The organism is Kosakonia sp. H02, from assembly GCA_030704225.1.
Taxonomy (GTDB): Bacteria; Pseudomonadota; Gammaproteobacteria; order Enterobacterales; family Enterobacteriaceae; genus Kosakonia.
The window spans coordinates 3,645,324-3,669,173 of record CP131915.1; the positions used below are offsets into that span (position 1 = coordinate 3,645,324).

10 protein-coding genes, 1 other RNA gene and 1 pseudogene are annotated in these 23,850 nt (G+C 55.8%); 4 read left to right on the forward strand and 8 right to left on the reverse strand.

The features are described 5' to 3' along the window. Nucleotides 1-15: 15 nt before the first annotated feature. Complete coding sequence (locus Q5705_17110; GenBank protein ID WLI79054.1) at nucleotides 16-1,323, reverse strand: TolC family outer membrane protein; 1,308 nt, start codon at nucleotides 1,321-1,323, stop codon at nucleotides 16-18. A gap of 100 nt (nucleotides 1,324-1,423) precedes the next feature. Next, nucleotides 1,424-13,633 carry an Ig-like domain-containing protein gene (locus tag Q5705_17115; GenBank protein ID WLI76284.1) on the reverse strand — a complete coding sequence of 4,070 codons (12,210 nt, stop codon included), beginning with the start codon at nucleotides 13,631-13,633 and terminating at the stop codon, nucleotides 1,424-1,426. A 561-nt stretch (nucleotides 13,634-14,194) separates the two neighbouring features. Between Q5705_17115 and ssrA the strand changes: the two genes are divergently transcribed. The 4 genes and pseudogenes from ssrA (at nucleotide 14,195) to Q5705_17135 (ending at nucleotide 16,514) form a co-directional block, all read left to right on the forward strand. Continuing rightward, nucleotides 14,195-14,558: a transfer-messenger RNA gene (gene ssrA, locus Q5705_17120) on the forward strand. 190 nt (nucleotides 14,559-14,748) lie between these two features. Further along, nucleotides 14,749-14,976, forward strand: a pseudogene (locus Q5705_17125) (integrase arm-type DNA-binding domain-containing protein). 424 nt (nucleotides 14,977-15,400) lie between these two features. Continuing rightward, nucleotides 15,401-16,126: a hypothetical protein gene (locus Q5705_17130; protein ID WLI76285.1), complete on the forward strand. Its 726-nt coding sequence runs from the start codon at nucleotides 15,401-15,403 to the stop codon at nucleotides 16,124-16,126. Between the two features lies 1 nt (nucleotide 16,127). Then, nucleotides 16,128-16,514 carry a hypothetical protein gene (locus Q5705_17135; protein ID WLI76286.1) on the forward strand — a complete coding sequence of 129 codons (387 nt, stop codon included), beginning with the start codon at nucleotides 16,128-16,130 and terminating at the stop codon, nucleotides 16,512-16,514. 214 nt (nucleotides 16,515-16,728) lie between these two features. Here the strand turns inward: Q5705_17135 and Q5705_17140 are convergent, their stop codons facing one another. From Q5705_17140 to Q5705_17165, 6 genes are all read right to left on the reverse strand, one after another. Next, on the reverse strand, nucleotides 16,729-17,343 hold the full coding sequence (locus Q5705_17140; GenBank protein ID WLI76287.1) for a 2-dehydro-3-deoxy-6-phosphogalactonate aldolase: 615 nt from the start codon (nucleotides 17,341-17,343) through the stop codon (nucleotides 16,729-16,731). Then, complete coding sequence (locus Q5705_17145; protein WLI76288.1) at nucleotides 17,327-18,205, reverse strand: 2-dehydro-3-deoxygalactonokinase; 879 nt, start codon at nucleotides 18,203-18,205, stop codon at nucleotides 17,327-17,329. Before Q5705_17145 ends, Q5705_17140 begins: the two co-directional genes overlap by 17 nt. 73 nt (nucleotides 18,206-18,278) lie before the next feature. After that, entirely contained in the window at nucleotides 18,279-19,409 is a 1,131-nt protein-coding gene (locus Q5705_17150; GenBank protein WLI76289.1) for a mandelate racemase/muconate lactonizing enzyme family protein, read from the reverse strand. A 20-nt stretch (nucleotides 19,410-19,429) separates the two neighbouring features. Then, nucleotides 19,430-21,211 carry an alkaline phosphatase family protein gene (locus Q5705_17155; GenBank protein ID WLI76290.1) on the reverse strand — a complete coding sequence of 594 codons (1,782 nt, stop codon included), beginning with the start codon at nucleotides 21,209-21,211 and terminating at the stop codon, nucleotides 19,430-19,432. Nucleotides 21,212-21,215: 4 nt separating this feature from the next. Then, nucleotides 21,216-21,953 (reverse strand): GntR family transcriptional regulator, encoded by a 738-nt coding sequence (locus Q5705_17160; GenBank protein ID WLI76291.1) that lies wholly within the window; start codon nucleotides 21,951-21,953, stop codon nucleotides 21,216-21,218. 23 nt (nucleotides 21,954-21,976) lie between these two features. Next, complete coding sequence (locus Q5705_17165) at nucleotides 21,977-23,341, reverse strand: MFS transporter (protein ID WLI76292.1); 1,365 nt, start codon at nucleotides 23,339-23,341, stop codon at nucleotides 21,977-21,979. Nucleotides 23,342-23,850: the final 509 nt, after the last annotated feature.

The window sequence follows — 23,850 nt, forward strand, 5'->3', positions numbered from 1 at the left end:
CTCCTGCGTTTGCGCTTACAGCGCGGGCAAGTCATCGCCCACGGTACGACTACGTTCAATCCCCAGCATATCGAGCAAGTTATCTGCCGCAGCGGCGTAACGCACGGCGGCATCCCAGGCGTCATAGCGCGCGGTAATCGAGGCGGTGTCGGCCTGGAAAACATCTTGTTCGATGCTCAGAAGATCGTTCAGGCTGCGCTTACTCAGCCGGTATTCATCACGGTAAACGCCACGGGCGCGCCCGGCGCTTGCCGCCTGCGCATCGCCCGCCAACTGGCGCTGCTGCGCACCGATCAGATCCGCCAGAGCCGTGGCCGCACGCTGGTTGATATCCAGTTTGCTGGCTTCCACTTGCGCCTGTGCATTCGCGCGGTCGCCCTGCGCGGCATCCACGCGCGCGCTCACCGCGCCGCCCTGGTAAAGCGGTGCATCGACGACAAGTTGCACCTGATCGTCCCAGTAACTGCTCTGATCGTTTTGATAGCGCGTTCTGCCCGCCTGGACAGAAACAGTGGGCCAGTGCTGCGCCTGCGCCTGGCGAATACGCTGCTCCGCCGCCTGCTGTTTCGCCTGCGCGCTGCGCACGGCGTAGTTGCGCTCATAAGGCAGCGCATCAAGGGTAATGTTCTGTTTAAGCAAATCGTCGGGCAGGTCGGGCAAGGTATCGGACACCACGCCCGTCAGCACGCTGAGCGCTGCCTGCGCCGAGCGCATCTGCGCCTGGTACTGCGCAAGGGTGGCGTTCATACCGGCAATGCGGGATTGCGCTTGCAGACCATCAGACGCCGAGCTTAACCCGGCTTCGGAGCGCAAATTGGCCATCTCCAGCACGCTGTCCAGGGAACGGATATTGTTTTGCGCCGCCAGCGACAGCGCCTGGTAACGCTTCACCTGCAAATAGGCTTGCAGGGTCTGCATTCCCACCTCATTCAGGGTGCTGAAAAGATCGTAGCGCCAGGCGTCGGAGAGATTATGTTGCTCATCGATACTGCCGCCGGTTTTGCCAAAATCGTACAGCAGCTGTTTTAACGTAATGCCGCCGGAGCCGTTACTGTTTAGCGACCCGGCGGAGTCAGTCCGGTGTGAACGCCCGACGTTGCCCTGCAAGGAGACCTGCGGAAACCAGGCGCTTTCTGCTTCTGTCAGATTCGCTTTGCCCACACGGATTTGCGCAGCCGCCTGGGCGATTTTGGGGTTACGTGCAAAGGCGCGAAGAATAGCCTCTTTAATAGTGAGCTGCGCGGCGCGCTGTTCGCCCGGAGCCAATTGCCAGCGAGAGTTTGCTTCTTCGTCAGTGGCGGCTAATACACTTGTAACGGGCATGACCAATAACAACAGACATACGGCTCTTTTCATTTATCGACCTTTGGATTGCCCGTAATAATATTTCGCTTGCTTGCCTCATCCCTGAGGCGTAATTCCCTCAGACCATATTGACGTGCAGGCCATGCTGGATCAGCACATCGCTGAGCGTGTTGGCCTGCGCACTGTTGTGATAAACATCGAACTGGATGCCATCCACTTCGCGCTGCCCACTGATAGCCCAGGTATCGGTGGTTCCGTGTTTGAGGTTAATCTGGTCGCCGAGGCTGCCCTTAATCAGCAGGTCATCTTCCGGTTTATCGGTAATGCTCAGCGCGTCGTTGACATCCAGCGTGACGCTGTTAGTCCCGGATTTACCGAGGTCAATCACTTCAATGTTGCTAACTTTGCTTCCGAGATCGATAAGGTTCAGCAGCATGTTCGCGCCGTCCAGCACCAGCGTATCGGTTCCGTCTCCGCCGTTAATCTGCGTAAAGCCAAGCGTCGCCAGGTGGATGGTATCGTTGCCGCTGCTGCCCTCCACGCTCTCACCGCTCTGGCTGGTGCCGTCTGCCAGATCGATACTGACGCCGCCGATGGTGTAACTCTCGTTCGTCGCCGTTTCCGGTGTGCTGTCGCGGGTAGCGGCGGACGTTGTGCTGTGGGTTGCGGTCGTGCTGTCGGTACTGGTTGACTCCGAACCTTCCGTTGAACTGGCGGCTAACAGCGAGAAAGTGCTCGCGTCCGCCATCAACGACGACGCAGTGCCCGCTGGCGGCGTGGTGGTCGGGTTGCTGCCGTTCAGCCCAACGTTGAGGTAAGCGATGTTACCCGCCACATCGGCCGCGTAGAGGTTGAGTACGGTGCTCAGCGACAGGATCTTCGCCAGGTCGAGGCCGACATCAAGCTGCGCCGACCATTTCCCGTCCGCGCCGACAATCGCTGTCGTCGAGGCCAGGTTCAACAAGTTCAGGTGGACAATCGAGCCCTGATTGAGGTTAGTAGACGAACCGCCGATCGTCAGTTTCGCCGACCCTACCAACCCTAGCAGGACGTTGCCCAACAAGCCGACCAGGTTGGTTAACGGGTTGGTGCTCAGCGTCGGCTGGGTAAATTTCACCTGCACATCCGCTTCTGTCGCGGTGGTGTTACCCACCCGGTCAGTCACGGCAATGCCGACTTTTGCCGTCCCGTTCGCCAGCCCTTGCAGCAGGGAATTATTCACCGCCGCCGTCCAGTTACCGTTGGCATCCACCGTTGCGTTAATCTGCGTGCCGCCGATGGTAACCACCACCGTTGAGCCGCTAACCACGCCGCCGATTTTGCCGCCGATAACCTGGCCGTTCGCCGCTTCACTGATATTCAGATAACCGTCGTTCCCGAACAGCGAGGTCAGCGAAACCGTCGGCAGGTTGTGGGTGATAACATCCAGCGCGCTGGTGATATTCGCCACTTTCCCGGCGGCGTTAGTGAGGGCGACATTGACCGCTTGTGAACCATCAGCGAGCGCGCTGAGATCCACTTTCGGCACCGTCACGCTCCAGCTTCCGTCCACCGCAACGGTGGTGAGGTAATTTTTGCCACCCACGGACACCGTTAGCTGCGAACCCTCCGCATTCTGGCTGGTGCCCGAAATCACCTGGGACGTATTAATATCCGCGAGGCTCAGCGTACCGTCGCCAAACAGCGAGTTAATGATCACCGACGGCAGTGCCTGAATGGCAACGCTGGCGTTTTGCACAATAGTGGCGACGTTGCCCGCCAGATCCGTGGCGGTGGCGGAAACATGCAGAATGTCGGTGCCATCCTGCAAGTTTTGCAGAGAGAGCGCCGGAACGCTGAGCTGCCACTGGCCGTTCGCCCCGACGGTGGTGGTGTAAGAGAGCGGCCCGACATTCACAGTGATTTGTGTGCCAACCGCCAGGTTGGAACTGGTGCCAGAGAGGATCGGGTTGGTCAGCAGATCGCTGAGATCCAGCGTGCCGTTGCCAAACAGCGTATTGATGCCAATCGACGGCACCGCCTGCACGATCGCGTTCACCAGTTGGTTACCGGTGACGGTGTTGCCCACCGCATCGGTCACCGAGGCCGTTACGCTCAGCGTACCGTCGGCGATAGAGGCCAGCGTGCCAGCGGAGAGCGCCAGCGACCAGGTGCCGTTATTGCCGACGGGAGCCTGATACGACGTGCCGCCCACCGTGACGGTAACCGACCCGGAGGTCAAGCCGCTCACCGTGCCGGAGATGGTCTGTGCCGCCAGGGCTTCAGTCTGGTTGAGGAAACCATCGTTGCCAAACAGCGAGGTGATCGCCACCGTCGGCAGGTTTTTCACGCCGATAATGACCGGCCCACCCGTGCTGGTCGAGGTATTGCCTTCCGGTGTGGTGATTTTTATCGACGGCGTAAAGGTGCCGTCCACCAGCGTGGCGAGAATGGCGGGCGTTAAACCAATTGAGAAACCACCGCTGGCATTCACGACGCCGGTAAACACTTTTGCGCCGAGTGTCACTTCAACCGTCGAGCCCAGCGGCGCACCGCTGGCAACACCGCTAATCGTCTGGCTGACCAGCGAATCCGCCACGTTCAGCAGGCCGTCACCAAACAGCGTTACGCGCCCAAGCACCGGAGCCACCAGGTTAACGTTGAGGCTGCCGGTTTGCGTGGCCTGGTTACCGTACTGATCGGTCGCGGTAAGAGTGATGGTTTCACTGCCGCTGCCCAGCCCCTGCAATACCGCTTTCACCGCATCCGGCAAGTTCACCGACCAGCGGCCCGTATTATCCACATTGGTGGTAAAGGCGGTGGTATTCCCAATTTGGATCGTCAGCGTGCGTCCTGCCAGGTTCGTTGCCGTACCGCTGAGTAGCGCGTTCGCCAGTTCAGGAATGCTCAACACGCCATCGCTAGACAGCGGATCGAGAGAGATAGCCGGCAGGTTGTGGCTGACCACGGTAAAGCTGGCGTTACTATTAATCACGTTACCGAATTTATCAGAGACCGCGACGCCAACAGACGCCGTGCCGTCCGGCAGCGTACTGAGCAGCGCCGCCGGTAGCGCGGCGGTCCAGTTGCCGAGGGCATCCACGGTGGCGGTAATCGCCTGCCCGCCGAAATTCACCACCACGCGTGAGACATTCGCCACGTTACTGACAGTACCGGAAATGGTCTGGCTGGCCGCGCTTTCCACCAGGTTGAGGAAGTTATCCCCCGCCACCAGCACATCGTTCACCACCGGCAGATCGGTCAGCGCCAGGCCGATATCGACCGTCTGGTAAGTGGTATTGCCGTTGGCATCGACCACATCAACGCGCAGTTGCAACGTATCGGTGAGCAGCCCGGCCCAGATTGAAGGCGGCAGGGAAATGGAGTACGTCCCGTCAGGCGCCACCGCCAGATCGTTAATGGTGAAGTCCGCGCCAATCACGGTGAGCGACACTTTCGCGCCGCGATAATCCCCGCTGACGCGCCCGGTAAGCAGTTGCGTGACCAGCGACTCCGCGACGTTGAGGATGCCATCGTTGAATACCTGGTCGATCACCACGCCGAGGCCTTTATTCAGCGCGACATTCAGCGAAACATTGTTGGTTGAGGTGTTCCCTGCCGCATCCGTCGAGGAGATATTCACCACCTGCGGGCCGTCGGTCAGGGTGCTGAGATCGAGCTGCGGGAAGGTGTGGCTCCAGTGGCCCTGCGCATCTACCGTGCCGCTCCAGCTCAACGGCCCGAGTCGAACGGTAACGCTGTTCCCCGGTTCCCCCTGGCCCTGCAACAGCACGCCCGTTGCCGCCGTGACGGTGTTCAGCACGGCCGGAACGCCCAGCGCATCCACTTCCAGCAGCGGCGAATCGGCGTCCACGGTAAAGGTCTGCGAAGCGGTCGACGGGTTGCCCGCCGGGTCACGCAGGGTGGCGTTAATGGTATACGAACCGTTGTTCAGCGCGGCCATATCCGACTGCGGCACATCCACCGACCAGGCCCCGTTGACCACGGTTGCCGTGTAGGTTTTGCCGTTCAGCGTAAGGGTGACCTGGCTGCCGTTGGCATCTGATGTCCCGCTGATGGTCTGCGCAACGCCTTTCTCACTGCTGTTCACCACATTGTCGACGGCAAACTGCGCGACGGTAAGCGTTGGCGCAACAGTATCAACCACCACCGTTTGCGACGCGGCCGTGGTGTCCGGCTGGCTGTCGCTCTGCACCGTGAAGGTGTAGTTCCCGTCCGGCAACGAGGCGCGTGGCACATTAAACGTCCAACTGCCGTCGGCGTTGACCGTTGCCGTCCCGAGCGTGGTCGTCCCGTTCAAAATCGTCAGGGTGGTGCCGTTGAGGTTATACGCGTGGCCGGAAAGCTGAAGCGTACCGTTGGTGAACTCCCCGGCGTTGACGTAATTGTCACCGGCCACTAAATCCATATTGATGGAATAGTCCGGCGGCGTCAGATCGATAGCCAGCGTACCGCCGTTACCGGCGCTGCCGCCGACGTTACCCGCTTTATCAACTCCTTCAACCGTTATCGGCCCGGCCTGCAAGGTGGCGATTTGCGCCGGAGTTAATACCAGCGACCAGCTACCGTCCGCCTGCACGGTAGTGGTAAAGACGCGGCCACCGGTAAAGGTCACGCGAACGGTATCGCCAGTGGCTAAGCCAGTGGAAATTCCGGCGATGGCCTGGCTGGTCTGACTTTCGGCGTAATCAAGCAGGTTATCACCGGCAAACGGTGTCGTAATGGCGACCGTTGGCGCATCCAACAGTAACGTCGCCGTTGCGCTGGCGGTATTGATGTTGTGCGCGCCATCTTCCACCGACACGATAATGCTTTGCTGGCCGCGTGCCGTTACGGTGCTCCAGTCGGCAGCGTCCATGTTCAGCGTCCATTGGGTGCCATTCACCGTCGCATCAAAGGTTTGATCGCCCACCGTCACTCTGACCACGGTGTTCGCCGGGTACGGAGAAGAGAATGTGCCGCGCAGCACCGTGCCGTCTGCGGCTTCCGCCGCGCTGACATAACCATCGTCAAAAATTGGGGAAGTAATCGTCACCGCTGGCGGCGTTAGCGCCACCTGGTAAGGCACAGTGGTGGTGTGGCTGTTGCCGTACTGATCTTCGGCGTAGACAGAGATTTCATGCGGGCCGGCGCTGAGAGATTGCAGCGTCCCCGCTGGTAAAGTAACCGACCAGTTACCGCTGGCATCAACATCGGCAGTGTAGCTCACCCCGTCAACGTCGATTTTCATCGTCACATACTGGTTCGGGCCAGTTGCGCCGGTCAGACCCGACAGCGTGACTTCGCCCGCCGCTTCGGCAATGTTCACAATGCCATCGCCAAACGGGTTGGTGACCGTTGGCGCAGGCAGCGCGTTATGTACCGTGACGTTAGGTGTGGTTTGCGCATCGGTGGTGGCCGTGTTACCGGCGCGGTCAGTCACCGTTACGCTGAACGGCAGCGAGGCGTTATTGGTTAAATTTGCCAGATCCGCCTGCGGCACCGTCACCGTCCAGTCACCGTTGTCATCCACGGTGCCGGTATAGGTGGTGGTGCCCAGCACCAGCGTCACCGTCTGCCCGGCGCCGGTCACCCCGGTATTGCCGGTGATCCGTTGGTCGCTCTGGGTTTCGCTGTAGTTAATGGCGAAATCACCAAACGGCGTGACATAGTTCGCCACCGGCAGGTTATTAACGATGGCCTCAAAACTGCCCTGCCCGGAAACCTGGTTATTGGCAATATCGGTCACGGTAATGGTGACGGGTAAAACACCATCCGGCAGCGCCTGCAACGTGGTGCTGTCGACATCCAGTGACCAACTGCCATCTGCATTGACGGTGGCCTCGACGGCAGGTGCGTTGTTGATGCTGACCATCACCGTTTTGACCAGCGCCGGATCCAGGTTCAACTGGCCGCTAAGCGTCTGGGTTGTGCCTGCTTCGCCCGCGCTCAGGATCCCATCGTCGAATGGCTGCGCCAGTTCCGGGGCTGGCAGCGGATCGGTGCGCACTTCCACGCTGGTCACGGGAGACGTAGCGGTATTGCCTGCGCGATCCGTTACCGAAACCTGAACATTGTGCGGACCGTCAGTAATGGCGTTCAACTGCTGCGGCGTGAGCGACACGCTCCAGTTGCCGTTCGCATCCACGGTGCCGGTAAATTCTTGCGAATTATCGAGGATGATTTTCACCGTCTGCCCCGGCCCAGCCTGGCCGGTGGAGCCGGTCAGTTGCACCCCGGCATTGGCTTCCGCCTGGCTTAAAATGTTGTCATCACCAAACAGCGGCCCGGTGACGATGGCCGCCGGTCTGTCGAGCACCACATCCAGATTGCCGTTCACCGTGGCCGGGTTGCCCCAGGCGTCTTGCGCGGTGACGGTGACAGTAAATTGCCCGCTGGTGGTCAACTCACCGCCGGGAATCGCCACCGACCAGGTGTTGCCGGAAACCGTACCGGTAAAGTTCTGGCCATTAATGGTGACCACCACGGGCGTCCCGTTAGTGAGCCCGCTCACCGTACCGGTAAGCGTTGTGCCGTTCGTGGCTTCGTCGATGCTGACAATGTTATTGCCAAACATTGTATTCAGGGTGAGGCTCGGCCCGCCGCTGGTTTTCACGTTAATGCTGACCGGCTGCTGACTGGTGTTGCCCTGCGCATCGGTACTGATGAAAGTGAGCTGCGACGCGCCTTGCGGCAAGGCTTTCAGATCCGTGGCAGGGATAGCCATCGTCCACTGCCCCTGTTCATTCACTAGCGCCGACAGGGTTGTGCCGTTAATGGTCAGCGTGACTGTTTCGCCAGCCGTACCGGTCCCGCTGATCTGTTGATCCAGCGCGGCTTCGGCGATGCTGACACGCCCATCGTTTAAGAAGGAGTTGGCAAGATCCACCGTCAGCACTGGCGCGCGGGTATCGACCGCCACGCTGTGGGTGGCGCTGGCCGGGTTTTGCGCCGCATCAAGCGCGGAGGCAGAAACGACATACGGCGCATTAGCCGGTGTATCAGTCAGTGCCTGCACATCCGCCTGTGGCACGGCGATCGTCCAGTTACCACTGCCGTTGACGCTGGCGGTGTACGTTTTGTCGTTAAACAGCACCGTGATCACCGTGCCCGCCGCCAGCGCGGTCGAAGAACCGGTGATATTCAGCGCCAGGTTGTGCTCAATGGCATTTATCACGTCATCCTGCGCCACGGTGTTGATGGTGATGGTCGGCTGCGAGGCCGGTTTCGCAGCAAAGGTCACGCTATGGCTCGCCGAGGTGCTGTTGCCTGCGGCGTCGCTCACGTTCACCGAGATAACTTGCGTGCCATCCTGCACCCGCGCCAGGTCTTCAGGCGGCACGCCTACCGACCAGGTGCCGTCGGCATTGACCGTGGTGATGTAGTTTTTGCCGTTTAAGGTAACAGTCAGTGTGCGGCCGTTTTCAACATGGGTCGAGGTGCCGCTAATCTGTACCTGCCCCTGCGCTTCTGTCTGGTTGATAAAGTCATCGCCAGCGACTTTGTTGATTTGCACCTGCGGCGCATTAAGCGGCGAGGCATCCAGCGTGAAGCTGCCGGTCTGCGTGCTGCTGTTACCGGCGTAATCGGTAATGGTAACTTTTACCGCCACCGGGCCATCCGGCACGTTAGCCAGCGCCCCGGCGGGCAGCACAATGCTCCACACACCGCCTGGCTGAAGGATTGCGTCATAGTTCTGACCATTCACCAGCACGGTAAGGGTCTGCGGATGTTGCGAGTCGTAAACGCCTGTACCGCTGATGGTGATAGCTCCTGCCACCTCAGTACTGTTGATAATGTTATCGCTGGTGACCGGATCGAGCGCGGCGGTCGGCGCAGTGGTATCAACCGTCATCGGCGTAGTGACGGTACCGGTGTTCCCCGCCGCGTCGATAGCCGTCACCGTCAGCGTATGGCTACCCTCAGCGAGCGCACTCAGTTGCGTAGGTGTCAGCGGTACGGTCCAGTTGCCATTGGCATCGACCGTGGCAGTGAGCGGCGTACCGTTATCAATCTTTATGCTCACGCTCTGGCCTGCACCGACCACGCCGGTGTTGCCCGCCAGATTGCCGCCCGCTGCGGCTTCCACCGCGTTGACGACGCCATCGCCGAACGGCGCATTCATGGTCGGCTGCGGCAAGACGTGCGTAATCAGGGTAAACGGCAGCTCGTTGGAGATAACCGCGTTATCGATATCCACGGCAGTGACCGTCAGGGTGACGGTGCCGTCGGCAATCGCGGCGGCGTCAGCATTCGGCACGGTAAGTTGCCAGAAACCGCTGGCATTCACCATGGTGGTGTATTGCACCCCGTTAAGCGTAACGGTGATATGGCCGCCTTCCGGGATACGCACCGACGTGCCGTTAATGGTCAGGCCATCGGCAATATCGGCAAGGCTAACCCGGTTATCCGCATCGACCGGGTTGATAGCAATCGCACTGGCGGTGGTATCCACCGAGAAGGTACTGGAGACCGGCTGCGAGGCGTTACCCGCGCTGTCGGTCACGGTGACAGAAACCGCATAAGTCCCGTCGGTCAGGCCGCTTAATACCGCCGGGGAGACGGGAATAGTCCACAAGCCGTCGCCTGCGACCACGCCGGTCAGGGTTTCGCCATTCAGCGTAACGCTGACCGTCGCGCCAGGCTCTGCCGGGACGGTTCGCCCGGAGAGGCTAAAGCCCGCGTTCAGTTCGGCGGTGTCAATGATATTGTCGCGGGCTACCGGATCCATCACCACATTCGGCGCGGTGATATCGACGGCTACGGTGCGGATCGCGGTGGTGACGTTTCCGGCGTTATCCGTTGCGGTCACCGTCCAGGAGGTCACGCCAGATGGCAGCGCGCCGAGCACATTGTTACCGAGATCGAGACTCCAGTTGCCGTTGGTGACAGTCGCCGGATACGTGTTGCCGTTAATGGTCACCACGACCGACGCCGCATCAGCGGACGTCGCACCGCTGAGGGTGATACCGCTGGCAATGTTATTGCCGTTCAGCACATCGGTGCCGTTTAGCGGCGTGACACTCAGCGTCGGCGGGGTTTTATCGACGGTAAAATCAAGGGCATCGTTCGCGCGGTTACCGGCGACATCAGTTACCACTATCGCGATGCTGCCCGGACCTTCTTCGAGCAGTTCCATTGCGCCCTGCGGCAACGTTACCGACCAGCTTCCATCGGTGTTCACCACGCCGGTATAGCTTTGACCATTGAGTGTCGCCACCACCGTCTGCCCGGCACCGGTAATGTTGGTATTGCCGGTCAGGGTCTGGTTTTGGGTGGATTCTGTCAGGTTCACCACGTTATCGATAAACGCCGGGTTCACGGTAACGCTCGGCAAGGTGTGGATAGCGACGGTGAAATTGTGGCTATCCAGCACGGTTCCTGCGGGGGTTACCACCGTTGCGGTGACGGTCTGGATCCCATCGTTCAGCGCGTTCAGCGCCGCCTGGCTGATCACCGTTTGCCAGGAACCATCGGCCTGGATGGTGGCCGGGTAATCGGTACCGTTAAGAGAAACCGTGACGGTGGTTCCGGCAGGCAGTCCCGCGCTGTTGCCCTGGATAGTTAAGCCGCCCGCCGTTTCGCTGGCGTTCAGGTAGTCATCGCTGGCGATAATATTAATCGCCACCGCGTCGGTGGTGGTATCCACACTGAAGCCTGATTCGATAGTGGTGCTCTGACCAAACGCGTCGGTCAGGCTCACGCTCAGGTTGTGATCGCCATCGCTCAGTTTTTGCAGCTCGACGGACGGCAGCGTGACCTGCCAGTTGCCGAGGGCATCCGTCACGCCCTGATAGCTCACCCCGCCTAAGGTGACGGTCACGGTGCTGCCCGCTTCCGCATTCGAGGTGCCATGCAGGATCTGATCGACTTTGATCTCTGCCGCATCGAGCGAGTTACCGTCAGTCAGCGCCTGCACGCCAATTTCCAGCGCGCTTGTTTTCACACTGACCGGTTGCGTGACGGTGGTGCGGTTTCCAGCGGCGTCAGTCAGCGTGACGGTGAGCGGATACTCGCCGGTTTGTAACTGGGTGAGATCGGCGGCGGGCAGCGAGAGTTGCCAGTTGCCATCGCTGCCAACGACCGTGGTGTAAGTTTTCCCGTTCAGGGTGACCACGACCGTTTGCCCCTGCTCGCTGGCACCGCTGATGCCGCTCAGGGTCTGATTCTGCGCCAGTTCATCACCGTTCAACTTGCCGTCCGTCGTCAGCGGTAACACGCTCAGCGCTGGCAACTGCGTATCGACAACCGCCGTCTGAGCAATTGGCGTGGTGTTGCCGGACGCATCGCTGGCGTTAACCGTCACCGTCAACAAACCATCAGGAATGCTTTGCAGATCCCCGGCGGGCACGGTCACTTTCCAGCTTCCGTCGTTATCGACCGTGGCCTGGTAGGTTTTGCCCCCGATCTGCACCGTTACCCGTTGGCCGATGCTGGTGACGCCGGTGTTACCGCTCAGCACTTGATCAACGCTTTTTTCTGCCGCGTTGAGGTAGCCGTCGCCAAACGGCGCGTCAATTACCGGATTGGGTAAGTGGTGGATCTGCACGTTCAGGGTGTGGGAATCCTGCGCGTTCTGATCGTTTAGCACCACCTTCGCGGTAATCACATTTGGCCCGTCATTGAGCCGCAGCAGAGCTTCCGAGGGGATCGTTACGCTCCAGCGGCCCGAAGCATCAATGCTGGTGACCTGATAATCGATGCCGTTCACCGTCACGATGATGGAGACGCCATCACCAATAACTGTCGTGACCCCGCGCACTTCCAGCGGGTTTTCCGCCTCGCTGGCGTTGAGGTAATCATCGGTCGAGAGAATAGCGATGGCGATGCCCTGGGTGGCAGTATCGACATTGATAGGTACGGTTTTAACGATGGTGTTGCCATCGGCATCGTTGACCGACACCGAGAGCGTACTGTCGCCCTGCGGCAATGCGCCGAGATCGCCAGAAGGCAGCACCGTTTTCCAACTGCCGTCGCCCATCACTTCTGCATAGTAGATTTTGCCGTTCAGGGTGATGGTCACCACCTGACCGGGCGGAATGTTAAAGGTTTGCCCGGAGATAGCCTGGGTAACGAGGATCTCGGCGCTGTTGATGATGTTATCGCTGGCGACGGGATCGATGATGATAGCCGGTGTGCTGAAGTTGGTGCTGAAATCGCGTTGCTCTTCGGTGACGTTCCCGGCGATGTCAACGGCGCGATAGGTGAGCGTGTACGTTTGCCCGTCCTGGAGCAGCGCCATATCTGCCTGCGGGATAACCAATTGCCATTCACCGTCGGCATTGGCGATGGCGGTATAGGTGCGGCCATTAAGGGTAACAGTGATGGTGCTTCCCGCATCTTCCGCGCCGACATAGCCACGGACAATTTTGTCGGCGATATGCTGATCCTGATCGACAATGTCACCCGGCGCGAACGGTGTCAGCTCCAGCACCGGCGGCGTGGTACTGATCATCACTTGTGAATCCGTCGTGGCGGTCGCGCCCGCAGGCGTGACAAGGGCAAATCGCAGCACATGCACGCCCTGAGGGAAACTGCTTAGCTCGCTGGGTGACAACCAGACACCCCAGCTTCCGTCGCCAGCAACGGTGGTGGTCCAGGTCTGCCCGTTGGCGCTGATGGTCACGGTACTGCCTGCGTGTTCGGTCTCCGTCATACCACTAATAAGTTGTGGTTCGGTAGATTCGGCCAGGTTGATGATGTTATCGGCCGCGATAGTATTCACTTTCAGCGTTGGGGTTACGGGCGTTTCTCCCCCGCCGTTATCACCGCCGCCATTGTCCCCACCACCGTTATCACCGCCGCCATTGTCGCCACCGCCATTGTCCCCACCACCGTTGTCACCGCTGCCGTTATTGCCCCCGCTATGGCCACCACCACCCGTGCTTGCTGCTGCGGCAACGCCCGCCAGCCCGGCAATGCCAGCAAGGCCACCTAACACCGCAAGGGTGGAAATTCCACCGGCACCGACCAGAGAATCAAATGCGACTTCACTGAAAGCCGGGACGATAGTTTCTGCGCTCGCCGGGCCCGCTTCTGCGGCATAGGGGAAGGCGGCATGATGAGTACCAAGCTCATCCTGGAAAATCAGTTCGCTGTGCAGGCCGTCGCTATCGAGGTTAAAGAAGCTGTTGTAACGCACCGTTGAGCCATCTTTCATATGGACAATCAGGTCGTTTCCTTCGCGCTCATAAAAATTAACCGACTCTTGCGAAGCATGAATGCGGACAATACTGGTTTCGGTTAAATTAACGACCCGGTCACTGCCTTGTGCATATTGCGCAACGACATTGCCGGTTTTTTGATTTATGACATCTACTGAACCAGGAAGGCTATTTTGCGGGGCCATATATTTACCTCGGGAGCGAAAGCAATATTAAAAGCGCCTGCCAGCGTTTATTTACGCACAGGAGACGTGAAACAAAATTAAAAGTGTCGGTGGATTTTTACTGTGCCACAAGCAAGTGAATAAAGGTTAAGTTGTTATTTTTCATCTATTATTTTCTTTTTCAGTCAATAAACAAAATTTTACAATAAGAAAGATATAAACAACGTTTTGTAATTAGGCAAATTCTTAACTCATAAAATTAAGCAATTTTTCCCAAATACAGAATATATTCTTTTTATGATGTTTACGTTTAAGCATGGCTTAATGCGCTGCGTGGATTATTTAAATGAAAATTGAATAATCATTGTTATAAATAGAATAAATGGAAAATGTATAATATATTAATATTTCCCTGTTAATTATCTGGTTTCTTTATCGGAATATCATTCACCGTGCAAATTATTGTCATTGAGAGCGCTGACGTGGCTGCTAACGTTGTTCACAATTTCGTCAGATAAAAACGAGAGTGATATGGACTGGCATGCCGTAGTCAAAGTTTGCTATACTTGACGTCACACTTTTGGGGCTGATTCTGGATTCGACGGGATTCGCGAAACCCAAGGTGCATGCCGAGGGGCGGTTGGCCTCGTAAAAAGCCGCAAAAAAATAGTCGCAAACGACGAAAACTACGCTTTAGCAGCTTAATAACCTGCTGAGAGCCCTCTCTCCCTAGCCTCCGCTCTTAGGACGGGGATCAAGAGAGGTCAAACCCAAAAGAGATCGCGTGGAGACCCTGCCTGGGGTTGAAGCGTTAAAACTAATCAGGCTAGTTTGTTAGTGGCGTGTCCATCCGCAGCTGGCAAGCGAATGTAAAGATTGGACTAAGCATGTAGTACCGAGGATGTAGGAATTTCGGACGCGGGTTCAACTCCCGCCAGCTCCACCAAAATTCTCCATCGGTGATTACCAGAGTCATCCGATGAAGTCCTGAGAGCCCGCACAGCACAAGCCTTGCGGGCTTTTTTGTGTCTGCAATTTGTCCCGCGAAGTCCGAAGAGAACTGATTAAATCCGAACCTTTTAGGCACCTTGTTAGGCACCTCATAAAGCTATATTGTTTTTGAGGTGCCTAAAACTATGGAAACCCGGCAATGGCAAGACAAACCTCTATCCGTTAAAGAAATCGAATCCGTCAAACCCAAAGAAGCGGGCTACGTTCTCTATGATGGTGATGGCCTTGAGCTACTCATCAAATCCAGCGGGAGCAAAATCTGGCAGTTTCGCTACATTCGCCCACTTATCAAGAAAAGTGCGAAGAAGAGCATAGGCCCCTACCCGTCAGTTACCCTTGCCGATGCAAGACACAACCTGGCGCTAAAAGAAGAAAGTAACGGCGACTGGCTGCCGAAGTGTCATGAACCCGTAACGAGACAACCCAACCTGACCGGCAATCGCCGGTCTTTTTTTGCCTGCCAAACACTCACGGTGAAGAGTTAACTGTTCACTCTTCACAGACCATACACTTAATATCGGATTGAAAATAAAAACAAAAACCACTTAGTGAACAGTATGACCAGTTAAACCAAAAAAAAGAATTTTTATGCTCTGTTCGAAACACAGCAAAAGCTTAGTTGCAGTAACTAAGGGAACTCCGAATAACCGGTTTCGTTTCACAAATCACGTACCGTTTGCTTAGCAAAAAAACAGACTGTAAGTATCATTGGGAACATATCAATTCGTCATGATGAGATGCTGAATGGGATTCACATACCCAGCTGTCGCTGGAGCAATGCAGAATGATCAGAGAGCCTTTTCTGCGGCTCTGGCCTCGCTGCAAGGAACGGCATCAAACTTTGCCGCGCATTGTATTCAGGACTCTCGTGTCAGAGAGCAATATTTGCGTGATATTCAAAAGATGTCTGCCGAGTTTGTTCGTGCAGTTGAAAGCGGGAAAATGTCTCCCCGGGAAGCCGCCACGTTAGCCTCTCAAATGCGTAACGAGATACTGGATCTTTCACGGCTAAGAAACAGCCCTGTCGGTAGAGCGTATGCGAAAAAGCTAAAACCATCGGGGCGCACGATGGCTGACCTGACCGAACATTACGCCACTAAGATGTTTCAGCAACCTTTCGAGTCTCTATCAGAAAGGCAGCAGGCCACAATCTTTAAAGAAATGATCCAGTCGGCTGGACGTGACAGGGGCGCTGTATCGGGTATCGCTAAAACATTGAGTGTTGCCGGTAAGCGTGTTCTCTTCGTCTCTTTCGCTGTCGCCGCTTATGAAGTTTATCAGGCGGAAGATAAAACCACCGAAACGATGCATCAAGGTGCTATAGCCACCGCTGGAATTGCTGGAGGATGGGGAGCCGGTGCTGCGGTGGTCGCAACAGGCGTTTGTGCAGCAACAGCGCCTGTTTGCATTGGTGTTGCGGCATTAGTGGGAGGAATTCTCGCATCGGTCGGAACAGACCTCCTGTTCGGAACCCTGTATGTTTCGCCGCAGGGGAGAAACTAATATGCACCTGACAGAAGCCCAACTGGTGAACCGTGTCCCTGTCTGGCACGCATTATCCGAGCTTTTTACCGGGCGCGAACTCCAGGACTACGACTACCGCTGGATAGCGCAGAGATTGAAGGAGTCCGGTTTAAGCCGGGAAGAGATATTCAGGATTCTGGATGAGGAAGTTGCCCCTGCCCTACAGGCCAACCTTCTCTACAACCCAACGCCGGTCATGGATGGTTGGACAGAAGAAGATGTTAAGCGGCTCGTAACGGAGTACGTGACCAAGAAGCCGACAATTATCGAGCGCGTTATTCCTGCCCGCTTGCTGCTAAAACAGCGACGCAAACACATTCAGGGCGAACTAAACAAGCTTTCCGCCGAGCTGGATAAATGCTCCTGAAAGGGTCTTAAGCGAAGCGATTGGTATACGCTTAGGTATACATTTGAAATCTGAATTCATTAAAAACATTTAAATTCAGCTAGTTAAAAGAAAGATTCAGACTCCGCCAGCCCAAAATTCTCCATCGGTGATTACCAGAGTCATCCGACGAGGTCCTAAGAGCCCGCACGGCGCAAGCCCTGCGGGCTTTTTTGTGTCCTCAATCGCTATCAACTCATTCCATTTTACGCCAGGCCGCGATAAAGGCCTGTGCCTGCTCACGCGTACGCCCGACCGGTTGGCCTGCGCGATAGAGATCGCTCCCCAGCCCTGCGCCTGCGCATCCGGCCTGTAACCAGCTGGCAAGATTTTCCGGCGTCACGCCGCCCACGGCCATTACCGGCACGTCCGGCGGTAACACCGCCTTGAGGGAGTGAATATACCCAGGGCCAAAAGTGGACGAAGGAAAGATTTTTAGTATCTGCGCGCCGCTCTCTATGGCAGTAAAAGCTTCAGTCGCAGTCGCGCAGCCTGCGCAAACGGTCATGCCATGCGTCCTGGCGCGGCGAATCACTTGCGCGCAGGTATTGGGCGTAACCACCAGCCTTCCGCCCACGGCGGCCAGCGCATCCACCTGTCCGGGCTGCAATACCGTTCCGGCACCAAATAAACCCGCATTCCCGAACTGTTTGACCACACGGGCAATACTCTCCTCCCAGCCTGGAGAATTCGTCGGGATCTCTATCGCCGTAAACCCTTCCTCCAGAAGTGCGCCGACGTGATCCAGCACCTCTTCTGGCCTGATCCCGCGCAGAATGGCGATCAATGGAACATCAATTCCCCAGGTCATTCACAATACTCCTTATTCCCTGTTGAAACGCGACATCGCCTGCCAGGAGATCCGCGTTAACGCCAAGAAAGTTCAACGCCGTGAGATAGCGCGCCCCCAGTTGCGGGCTGGCGACAATAGACACGCGATGCGCCTCAAGTTGCCCATAAAGACGACGCATCTGCGCGATCTCCGCGCCAATTAATAACCCCGACAGTTGCTCGCTCACCGCCTCCCGCGCCTGTTGTCCAAGAATATAAGCGGCGCGCACCTCAAACAGACGCGGCAAAAGATCGCCACCGTGCAGGGTTTGATTAAGTGCATCAATGAATATCTGCTGATCCGTTATCTGTAGCGGTAAGTCCTGGCCAATCAGCGAGTGGTTAAGTAACAGATGATGCAACTCCCCGGTCATTACCGTGGAAAAACGCTGCAAACGCCCTTCTTCAACCCGCGCCCATTTACAGTGCGTTCCCGGCATCACATACAGGGAAGCGGGAACCTGCTGCCACGCCCCCAGCAATTGAGTCTCCTCACCTCGCATAATATTGCAGCGATCGCCGCCGACGCTGACGCCAGGCACGATCCACACATTTTCCTCGATGCGGGTCAGCATGCTGGCGATATCGGTAAGCCTTAACGGGCAAGGCAAATAAGGCACATTGCACCAGCCCTGAGCACTTCCGACCATACCTGCCATGATGATCGGCACTTGCCTCTCCCAGCCCTCAGTAATGCTGGTTAAAATATCGCGGGGATGACGCCCGGCAAGGCGTGTGATGCCCGCCTCCTGCTGGCGGCTGTCGGTACAAACACCGTGCTGATAGCGCCAGGCACGCAGGTGGGTCGAGCCCCAGTCAATCGCAATATAATTTGTTGTCACGCTGTAGCGCTCCTGCTCAAGCGCTGATTGCCTTTCGCCAAACCCGCAATCAGCGCTCCCTACCCAAGGGAACTTACCGTTTAAAAAACGCCAGCGCGTCGCGGTTGATTTCAATTCCCAGCCCCGGCCCTGAAGGGATCGTGACGACACCGCGATGATGAGTAATCGGGGTTTGCAGGATAGCCTGACGTACAGGATGTTCGGTCTGATCAAATTCCAGTAATGGCTGGGCGGGCGATAACGAGACCGGTGTATGCGTCGGCACCATGGCTATCCATTGCAATGACGCGGCGATACCCACCCCGCTGCCCCAAACGTGGGGATTGGTGCGGATACCAAACGCCTGCGCCATATCCGAGATTTTTTTGCACTCCGTTAATCCCCCCGCCGCGCAAATATCCGGCTGGATAATGTCCATCGCCTCACTGACCAGCACGTTTTTAAAACCGTAGCGGGTAAACTCACACTCCCCTCCCGCCAGCGGAATGGTGGTTGCCGCTTTCACGCGCTGATACCCCCGCAAATCTTCTGGCGGCACCGGCTCCTCAAACCACGCAATATCAAACTGCTCGATTTTCTGCGCCAGTTTAATGGCGGCCACCGTATCATAGGCGTGGTTGGCATCGACCATAAGCGCGATATCAGGCCCAATGGCTTCCCGGATGGCGCGGGTAACGGTGTAATCTTCCTCCACGCCAAAACCCACTTTGAGTTTCATCGCCGTAAAGCCCTGCTCAACGTAACTGAGCGCCTCTTCCACCAGATAGTCCACCGCATCACCGCTATCCCGACGATAAAGCCCGGTCGCGTAGGCCTGAACCTCGCTACGCATCTGGCCTCCCAATAGCTGCCAGGCTGGCGCGTTGAAATATTTGCCGCGAATATCCCACAGGGCGATATCAATGCCGCTCAGGCCTTCAATCAGTAAGCCCTTCTGACCATGATCCCGCAGCCGGGCATAGAGATCCTGCCAAAGAAACTCACCGTTTAGCGGATCGCTGCCGATGATCATACTTCCCAACTCGTCCACCACTGCTTTTGTCATGCGGGCCGGGCCGTAGCACTCTCCCCAGCCGCTAATCCCCTCGTCCGTTTCGATTTCCACAAGCATAGCGGTGCGGGTATCGTAACGTGCGCGTGAGTAGGAAAACGGCTGGCTGAGTTTTGCCGTCAATAAATGAGTCGTAACACCGGTAATTTTCATTTTGTCCTCTCTTGTGGCGCTCAGCGTTTTGGCGAAAGCATATCGTGCATGACCCGACCATCCAGCGTATCCAGCGGCAGCCCCAGTAAATGCGCAATCGTTGCCGCCGGATCGGTCATATTCCACGGACCCTGATTCTGCCGATCGCGGTAGTAGCCCGGTCGGACATCAGCGCCGTACATCAGCAAAGCGCCGTAGTTATTCGACAGCGTAGTTTCAGCGGTCGGCTTTTGCGGGCCGTGATTGGCTCCGGGCACTTCTACCGGGCAAATATCCTCCCCGTCCTGGCTGACTCCCCAGACAAAACCGGCGTTGTAGGCGAAAATGATGTCACCCGCGCACGGGCCCCAAAAACCAATCCCGACGGCATCTTGTTTCAACAGAGCCAGGCTGACCGCATTGCGCGCAACGCCATTCTCCTGCACCTGCCAGCTACCCAGCGCGAGCAGCGTCCGGGCGCATACCGCGTCATACTCCTGCTGGCTGACAATACCGGCGGCTTCTCTTCCGGCGAGGTTGACAAAAATCTCCAGGCCACCGCGTTCATCTTTGAGATAGACCTGGCTGCGGGACATGTCCGGTTGCCCCTGTTCATCCAGCACCACCAGATGATGTTTAGCCAGGTAGCGGTAGATATCGCACATATAGCTATTCGGCACGGCCCCGTGATCGGAAGCCAGCATCAGCACGGTCTCGTCATCCATTTCGTGCATCAATTTCGCCATCGTCCGATCCAGAACCTGGTAACACTGGCGCATCACATCGTCATACTTGGCCGCCTGCGACGGGTCATAAAAAGGCGACGCAGGATCGCACTGGCCCAGGCAGTTATGATGAGACTCATCGATCAAACGATGCACAGTCGCCCATAAGGCGTAATTTTTTTGTTGGGTAAGCGCAAGCGCACTGTCCGCCAGCCACAGCGACTGCTCTTCCGCCTCCTGCAAGGTGGCTTGCAGGTAATCCTCCTCCGGCGAGGCTTTAACGACCCATTTACTGTAAAACGGCGCGGTGTTGGTGATTGCAGGTTGTGAGGAGAGCTGCTGGCTGTCCGTCACCTGGCTTTGCAGGATTTCTACCTCATTATTTTCAGGATCAAACACCCCCGGGAAAAAGCGCACCTTTGCCGTACGCTCTCCAGACGTGAAGGTCAGCCAGCGGCTCCACGCGCCCGGCGTCAGTTCAAGGGTCTGATCTGCCAGGTGCAGCACCGGCTTGCCCTGCTGGCTGGTCAGCGTCACGGTCATGTTTTCGCCGTTGTTACCCTGCATGGTGAACTGATAACCATCATTGTGCGGCGTTAAGGGCTGCCATGCGCCTTTATCGTGGTAAGCCAGGGCGGACGTGGGCGGCCAGCCCAGTTTTTGTTTTTTCACCTGCTTGTTACCGGTGTGGGCTTCGTAGCGGGTGGTATAGCCCATAGGTTTGAAGATTTCGCCAGGCCAGGGCGCGCTGCGGCCCCAATAGGGCGCAAAGCTGAAATGTTCTTTATCCGCCGTAATACTTTCAGGAAAGTGGACCAGCGCGGCACGCAGGCCATGGTGACTCATCTGCCCAAGCAGGTTACCCGTATGCTGGTTATCCTGAGGCATTCCCTGCCCTACCCATGATGTTCCCACCGCCTGCCCGGCCATAAATGTCACCCAGTTGATATCTCCCCAGGCAGAAATAAAGGGAAGTAATTCGGTCGCAGCACCGCGTTCCAGCATCTGTGCTATCGCCGGTAAGCTTCCTTCCCGGGCATAACGTTGCAGCAACGGCATGGATAACCCATCGACGCCAAAAATAATCACTTTTCGCATGACTTCACTCCTGTTTCTCATTTTTTGGCAGCCTGCCAGGCAAGGGATACGGCTGTTTAATGGCCTTTTGATAATCGATCTTATTTTCGATCAGGCTTAATAACAGGCTTTCCAGGCTGCTTCGGATATGTTTACGCATTAACGCTTCGGCAAGGGAACCATCCCTTTCTTTCAGTGCAAAAAATATTTCCCGGTGTTCGCGCCATGATTGCAATTTCCGTCCAGGCAAGCTGCTGGTAATAAGGTGGAACATTTGCAATCGTTCAAGGTGAATACTCATCACTTCATTAATTAAGGTATTGCCAGAAAATCGAAAAATCAGGCTATGAATTGAATCGCCCGGATCGTCGACCGCCTCTTCATTTTCTTGCAGGAGCGTTTCCAGCGACTCGAGATAGCTTTCCATTCTTTGCAATTCTTCATCGCTTATGCGTTCTGCCGCATGGCGTGCGGAGATCCCCTCCAGCGCCTCGCGAATTACGTAAAGCTCCTGAATATCAGAGAGTTTTATCTCACTGACGAACCACCCTTTCCCGGGTACCAGTTCAACGAAGTGCTCTTGCTGAAGGCGATACAGCGCCTCGCGAATGGGGGTGCGGCTCATCCGCAAGCGTTCGATTAACCCCATTTCAGTCACTGAATGCCCCGGTTTTAACGCCAGGTTCAGGATCATGGTTTTTATTTCGTCATAGGCGATAACGCTTAATGACCTTTTTATTTCCGCTTCATCTGAGATAGCCATAACATGCTCCCGGATTAAAAGTATTACGCCGTTTGCTTAAGGACCAGGCGTTGAATTTTGCCGACCATAAATAAGTAAAAGAAAATAACCATGACCGCATGTGAAATAACAAACCACAACACCGCATGGAAAGAGCCTGTGATATTCAAAATATAGCCAGTAATAATTGGCGTGGTAATACTTGACGCATTGCTAAACGTATTCAGCATGCTGCCTGATAACCCCGCTATCTCTTTTGGTGCCGTATCGGTATTAATCGTCCAGCCCATTCCACCAATCCCTTTGCCGAGGAATGACATAGCCATAATGGCGATAACGGCAGATTCCGAGTTGGTGTAATTACACAGCACCATGACGCAGCAGAGCATCATGCCGCTAATAATGGGGATTTTGCGTGCAACAGAGACAGATACGCCTTTGCGGATCAGGAAGTCAGAGAAAAAGCCGCCGATCAAGCCGCCTAAAAATCCGCAGATTGCCGGGATCGCCGCGACCACGCCAGCTTTCATGATCGACATATTCTTTTCCTGCACCAGGTAAATGGGAAACCAGGTAATGAAGAAGAAGCCAATCGCATTAAGGCAATATTGAGCCAGATAGGTGCCGAGCATCATGCGGCTACTTAATAGCTGCTTCAGATAGCCTAATTTGGGGCCTTCATCTTTGGTCTGCTGCCCTTTCTTTTCTTCAAGGGTGATCAGCGCGCCACCGGCAGAGATATAGTCCAGCTCCGCCTCATTCACCATCGGATGTTCTTTCGGGCTTTTTACGATTTTGCGAAATACGGGCAGAAAGGCGATACCTAATAACCCCAGCACGGTGAACACGGAGTGCCAGCCCCAGGTGTGCGCCAGCCAGCCCATTAACGGCGCGAAAAAGACGGTAGAGCCATATTGCGCCGAGTTGAAAATGGCAGCCGCCGTTCCGCGCTCAGAAGCCGGGAACCATGTCGCCACAATACGGCTGTTTGCCGGAAACGAGGGGGCTTCCGATGCGCCGACCAAAAAACGCATGGCGAAGATAAAAGCCACCGCCATCGCACCGGAGACAAAGCCCGCCATGCCCGTCATCAATGTAAACAGCGACCAAAAAAAGATACTGAAGCTGTAGATAAGTTTCGAACCAAACTTATCCAGTAACCAACCGCCAGGTAACTGGAAAATGACATAAGCCCATCCAAAAGCGGAAAAAATAAACCCCATATCGACAGGATTCAGGCCCAGGTCTTTCGCCATCGCAGGACCGGCGAGGGATATTGAAGATCGGTCGGCATAGTTGATTAATGTCATAAAAAATAACATAGCAACGACTAACCAGCGCACGTTTGATTTTTTTATCGTGCCTGTTGCTTCACGCAAACCAATCGACTTGGAATTTTCCAATTGCATTGCAGTGCACCTCACGGGTTATGGGCATAGGGTCTCATTTATTGTTGAGGTAATAATATTAAATGCCCCGTTGTATTGTATTGAGAATATGCGTATCGGGTGAAAACTTCATATTTACAATTACCCGTCACGACAGTTTTTGTGTTGTATACAATACAAATACAATAGTCGGGAATATCCTTAATCGTCTATTGCTGAAGAAAGCTTTTATGAGTCGCATCACATTTTGTTTACATGTACGAAAAACAAAACAAACAAAAGCAACAAACTAAGCAGTTGAATTATAAGTAAATAAAACGCAAGGGTGTGTTTTTGTGGTTTATAAGAAAATAATACGCCCGCAGAAAGCAGTTCACTTTTTACGCCAGATTCCTTACCTGAATTGATGCGGGTTGTATAGAATTCAAAACCTATTGTTCTTAATCAGGAACAATAGGTTTTTGATTTAATACAATAGCGACACGCTGTATTCGCCATTAATTAAAATCCAGGCATAAATAAAAAATGGC